Source organism: Novipirellula sp. (genome assembly GCF_041583735.1).
Lineage (GTDB): Bacteria > Planctomycetota > Planctomycetia > Pirellulales > Pirellulaceae > Novipirellula.
Genome location: NZ_JBFHFD010000559.1, coordinates 1 through 5793 on the forward strand (window position 1 = coordinate 1; position 5793 = coordinate 5793).

Annotated in this window: 4 protein-coding genes and 1 pseudogene; all 5 read left to right on the top strand. The window is 56.4% G+C overall.

Annotated elements, in window-relative coordinates; all coding sequences use genetic code 11:
• Window positions 1–721 (top strand): hypothetical protein (locus ABX962_RS28215; protein WP_372724465.1); only part of this gene is annotated, 721 nt, incomplete at its 5' end.
• The gene (locus ABX962_RS28220) at window positions 718–1647 is read left to right on the top strand and encodes a 4Fe-4S dicluster domain-containing protein (protein WP_372724467.1); all 930 of its coding nucleotides are present in this window, start codon (window positions 718–720) and stop codon (window positions 1645–1647) included. The genes ABX962_RS28215 and ABX962_RS28220, both read left to right, overlap by 4 nt.
• A gap of 108 nt (window positions 1648–1755) precedes the next feature.
• On the top strand, window positions 1756–3015 hold the full coding sequence (dsrP, locus tag ABX962_RS28225) for a sulfate reduction electron transfer complex DsrMKJOP subunit DsrP (protein ID WP_372724469.1): 1260 nt from the start codon (window positions 1756–1758) through the stop codon (window positions 3013–3015).
• Window positions 3016–3064: 49 nt separating this feature from the next.
• Window positions 3065–3517, top strand: a complete 453-nt coding sequence (locus tag ABX962_RS28230) for an Rrf2 family transcriptional regulator (protein ID WP_372724471.1) — start codon at window positions 3065–3067, stop codon at window positions 3515–3517.
• 471 nt (window positions 3518–3988) lie between these two features.
• Window positions 3989–5793, top strand: a pseudogene (locus ABX962_RS28235) (hypothetical protein); the annotation flags it as partial.

A 5793-nucleotide genomic window follows, 5' to 3' on the forward strand; every position in this document is an offset into this window, starting at 1 on the left:
CCGGCGACCGGACGGGCCGCCTCGAATTGATTCAGGGGTCGTGGACCCGCAAGGCCGCTCGGGGACAATCGCCTGTTCTACATGTCACAGCGTTCGCGAACCGAACTTTGCCAATCGTTCGCCAGCCGATTTGGATCAATTCCATCAAGGGATGACGTTTTCTCACGGATCGACAACCTGTTATTCGTGTCACCATCCCGATGATGCCGATTCACTGCGGTTGGCGGATAGCACGAAGGTGCAGTATGTCGATGTGATGACATTGTGTGCTCAATGTCACGGCCCGCAGTATCGTGATTATCAACATGGGGCTCATGGCGGGATGAATGGCTATTGGGACCTCACGCGTGGTCCGCAGACGCGAAACAACTGTATCGATTGCCACGATCCGCACGTGCCCGCGTTCCCGCAGATGCAGCCGACGTTCAAGCCTCGCGATCGTTTTTTGAGTCCGCCTGCGGACGATGCCCATGGTGCCGCAGTTGAAAACCCTGTTTCCCAGGCAGATTCCAGTGCCGTGAACGATTTCCGCTACGGGCAGACGAGGGTAGCGGAACTCGTCAAGAGTTTCGGGAGATTCTGCTGTGACGCAAATGTTTTGACGACATTCGCTACACCGATGGTGAGTCGGAGCGTGCGAGACGCGGCCGCTTACGCGTCACGTCCCACTAACAATTGCGATGATCCCATTCGAATTTTAAACCAGAGGTGGGCGGTATGAGCGATTCGCAATTGAAAAAGTCGCTGCCGATTGTGACTCGCCGAACCGCGGTCAAGGGCGGTTTTGCCACGCTGGGTGCTGCGGCGTTTGTCGGTGCAATCTCGCCGCTACGTCATGCGGCCAAGGAAACAACGGCTGCAGAGTTCATGCAGCAGCACTATCAAGAGCTGAGCGATGAAGATAAACGCGAGGTGATTGCGCGGCTGGAGCAAGAGACGAAAGAGGAATATGGTGCGGACGTGACGATCGGTGACGATCGCCCTGTGCCAGGCACGAAGTTTGTCTACGCGATCAACTTGAGTGTTTGTAACGGGAACGGCAAGTGTGTCGAAGCGTGCCACAAAGAAAACAACCACGACCGCGCCACAAACCAGTCCTACATCCGTGTGCTTGAAATGCCCAAGGGCACGATGGACATGGAACAGGGGAATACGACGTACACGCATACGGTTCCTGCGGACGGCAAGTTTTATTTGCCGGTTCAGTGTCAACAATGTGACGAGCCGCCGTGTGTGGATGTTTGTCCTGTCCAGGCAACGTGGAAGGAGGAGGATGGCATTGTGGTGGTCGATTACAACTGGTGTATCGGTTGTCGCTACTGCGAAGCTGCCTGTCCGTACCACGCCCGGCGTTTCAATTGGAAGAAGCCCGAAGTGCCGGCCGACGAAGTGAACCCCGATCAAAGTTACCTCAGCAATCGCATCCGCCCTCAAGGTGTGGTCGAAAAGTGTACCTATTGTTTGCACCGGACTCGCCGCGGTCGACTGCCTGCGTGTTTGGAAGCTTGTCCGACGGGGGCGAGGGTGTTTGGCAATATCTTGGATCCCAATTCGAACATTCGCTGGCTGCTCGAGAACAAACGTGTGTATGTGCTGAAAGAAGAGTTAGGCACGAAGCCAGCGTTCTTTTACTTTTTCGATAAGTAAATCTTTTTCGATGAGTGAATTTTTCGACAAGTGAGTACCGAGTAGCCCAATCGCGATCGCCCATGGGAACGCAAAACCATCCGCCGCACCGTGACTGACGAATCCCCTATGAGCACCCTGCAAAAACCTTCCGCGATATTGAGTTATCCCGCCTTCCTGCGGCGTTCGCTGTCGTTGGCAACCGATGGCTCGCTTGGGTTTTATGCCTGGATGACGGCGTTGACTGCGGTGGCATTGGTTGGCGCAAACGCTTGGGCAAACCAAGTCGCCGCCGGGATGATCACCACCAACATGACGGACCACGTCAGTTGGGGATTGTATATCGCCAACTTCACCTTTTGCGTCGGCTTGGCTGCCGGAGGGGTGATGATGGTGATTCCCGCCTATTTGTACGATGACGAAGAGATGCACAAGGTGGTGATCGTCGGCGAGGCGGTTGCGGTTGCCGCGATCGTGATGTGTACGCTCAGCGTGCTGGTGGACCTTGGGCGTCCCGATCGATTTTGGCATTTAATTCCCGGAATTGGCCGGTTCAATTGGCCCATGTCGATGTTGACGTGGGATGTGATCGTGTTGAACGGTTACTTGGTGATCAACCTGCACATCGTCGGCTATTTGCTTTACATGCGGTATTTGGGCCGCAAACCGAATCCGGTCTGGTACATCCCGTTTGTTTTTCTGTCAATCGTTTGGGCGATCAGTATTCATACCGTTACCGCGTTTTTGTATTGCGGTTTGGGGGGACGTCCGTTTTGGAATACGGCGTTACTGGCGCCGCGGTTTCTCGCGTCGGCATTTGTCAGCGGCCCTGCGTTCATCATCTTGGTGATGCGAGTCCTGCGGATCACCAGCGGATATGCGGCGCCGCCTGGGCCCGCACGAACGCTGATTCAAATCATTCGCGTCGCCATGGTGATCAACCTCGTGATGTTGGCAAGCGAGATTTTTACGCTGTTTTACACCGGCGGTGCGCATGGTGTGTCGGCAAAGTATCTGTTCTTTGGGTTGCATGGTCATGACGGTTTGGTCGCTTGGATCTGGACCGCGATCGCCATGAATCTGATCGGCACCGTGTTGTTCTTTAGTCCCGCAGCGCTGCAGCGTGGTTCGATACGAATCATCGCATGTTTGTTGGTGATCGTCGGGATCTGGATCGAGAAAGGGATGGGGCTGATCATTCCTGGGTTCATTCCTTCGACGCTGCACGAGATGGTGGAGTACACACCCAGCTTGGTGGAGTGGAAGGTGACTGCGGGGATTTGGGCCTTCGGATTGTTGATTTTGACCGTCATGTTAAGATTGATCGCCAACGTGTTTACAGGGCGATTGAATCATCCCGAGGCCGAAGCGGACGCGGTATCGCATTAAGCTCGATCGATGGTGGCTGTCGCCCTCCCGATTTCATTTTGTGGATCTTATGTACGGAAAAGCGACGGAAACAGCGATCGCTGCGCTTAGCCGGCTGGCGGAGGTCTACGATGGTGGGGCGACACGACTTTCCGCGACCGAGATCGCCGAGGATCGAGGATTGCAGCGTCCATTCTTGGGCAAGATTTTGTCGACGCTGGCGGCGGCGGGATTGATCGAGGGAACGCGGGGGCCTGGAGGCGGGTTCACCTTTGCGATGCACCCGCGTGAGGTCAAACTGTATGACGTCTATGCGTTGTTCGAGCGAGAGGAACATTCGACGCATTGCCCGTTTGGTGGCGGCGTCTGTGGCGTCGGTGAAAAATGCCCACTGCACGATCGGCTAGCCGATGTTCGCAAGGCCACCGATGCGGTGCTTCACAGCACCACGTTTGATGCCTTTCGCAAAGCCTATGCAAAGGACCAAGGCCGTTCACGTTGGCGATTGCGTCGATCGCGGTAGTGAGGCCGTTTGGGGCTCAATCGATGGCAACGATGGTTCCGCATCGCAACGTGCCAATGATTGATTTGGGGGACGAAGGCGGTCGCTTTTCGCATTGAAATGCGGACGCTAGTGGACAGCGGGACTTGTGCGGAAATCCGCCACCTGGTCCTGGCTCTTCCCAGCCGTTACGACCGGAACGGTCGCATGGCATCGTTATCGTTTTCGTGGCCGCTAGAGTAACCGTAGCCCGAAAAGTCGCCGATACGCTTATTGTTCCGCAAGATGATCAGCCTCTGGTTTGATTCCCACTGGATCAAAGTGAGCCCCACCGTCTTCGGAATTTTATTTCCCGCCAGACCCATCCGCATAGAGTCGCCCTCGCTAGCGACGCACTCTGTGTACCTCGCTGGCTCTTTGTTTAGAGTCCCGGCCATGTCCCTTGTCGGAGACATTGCGAGGTATGCAGAATTTTATCAGGAGGATTTATCCATGAAGATTTGTTTAACTCAGCGTGTTCGCCGCTTCCTATTGTCTTGTTTCATTGCCGGTATCACGGTCGCAGGCTCCGGTGCGAGCTATGCAGTGGACGTCAACTTTGATCCCAAGACAGATGTCGCACCGCTTGATTCGACGGTAGATGGATTTGATCAGTGGTGCGGATGGGGGACTCACGATTCGGGTCCGCTGGGAATGTCGACGCTTTCCGCAACTTTGCAAGAAGTAAATGAAATCAAGGATATTTCGGTTGTAACCGAAGCTTGTGAAGAGGTTGAGGCAAACGAAGAGGATCAGGCGAACGCACCTGAGTCGAGTGCGGTCCTGGACGCGTTGTTTGCCGTTGCGGAAAGCGTCAGTCGTCGTGGCGGTGTGTCGATCCAACAGATGATCGAACCGTTTGCGATGGTCGCCCCTTATGCTCAAAGCTCGCTCGAGGAAATCTCGCGGCTTCAGCAGATGGCGGAAAAGAGTAGCAGCACGCATGACGCCGTGGCGTCTAGCGATAACGAGGCAGAAGCGGAAGAGGTTTCTTATTACGAAGGGATCTTGCCAGCACCGATTGTGGACACCCCCGACAATCACTGTGTTGACGATCTCGCGACTGCCGATGAGGAACGCAGCGATTTGAAATCACTCGCTGACGAAGAACCGATCGATGTTGACGCTCCCGGTCACGAAGCCGAAGACTTGCTCAGTAGCAGCTATGTCATGGCGACCACCCCTCCCAAGAGCGAAGCATCGATCGGTTCTGCGGTTGATGAACCCCTTTCTTCCGAACCCGCCGCCGCCGAACCGGTAACCGCCGAGGCTCCCGCAGCCGAAGTACTCGCCGACGAAACCCCCACCGCCAGCGAGTCATTGGCGGCCGACTTCTCCGCAGATGAGCCGGCGGAAGTCAAAGCGGTGGAAGTAGCCGATGTGGAGCCAGCCCAAGTGGAGTCAGCCGAAGCGGAGCTGGCCGAAGTGGAGCTGGCCGAAGTGGAGCTGGCCGAAGTGGAGCTGGCCGAAGTGGAGCTGGCCGAAGTGGAGCTGGCCGAAGTGGAGCTGGCCGAAGTGGAGCTGGCCGAAGCGGAGCTGGCCGAAGTGGAGCTGGCCGAAGTGGAAGTGGCCGAAGTGGAAGTGCGGGGCGAAGCGGAGCTGTTTGAGGTGGCCGATGCGGATGTCGAAGTGGTAGCCGATGCGGATGAATTTGAAGCGGCAGCGGAGCTTGATGCGATCGCGGCAGATGCCCCTTCTGCGGACGCGATCATCGGTTCTTCGGCAATCATCGCGACAATCGAAGAGGCCTACCTGCCGTATGATTTGGCGGCCGCGGATATCCAGGTCTGGAACTTCTATCCGCTCGTCTACAAGCCCTACTGCATTTTGGACCGCAACAATCACGTCGAAAAGCCCGACATGTGGTCCACCGTCGATGCCGATGCCGAAGTGGAAGTCGAAGTCGAAGCGGTCGCCGAAGTGGAAGCGGTTGCTGATGTCGAAGCGGTTGCTGAAGTGGAAGCGGACGCCGAGGTCGAAGCGGTTGCCGAGGTCGAAGCGGTTGCCGAGGCTGTGGTGCAAAGTGATTCTGCGGCGAACGCGGATGCGGACCAGGTTGTGATCGAAGCCTCGGCGGATTGCTTGCTCGACGAGTTGGTTTGGAAGGTCGATGCGGTCACGCCCAAAATGGCACGCCAACTCCGTCGCGGTTCGGCTCGCCGGCTCGGTCGATTGCTTGGTTCACGGTTCCATACCGTCGCCACATCGAGTAGCCAGGTGGCCAACCAAGCGGTGGAGTTGATTGCCGGTATCTGGCC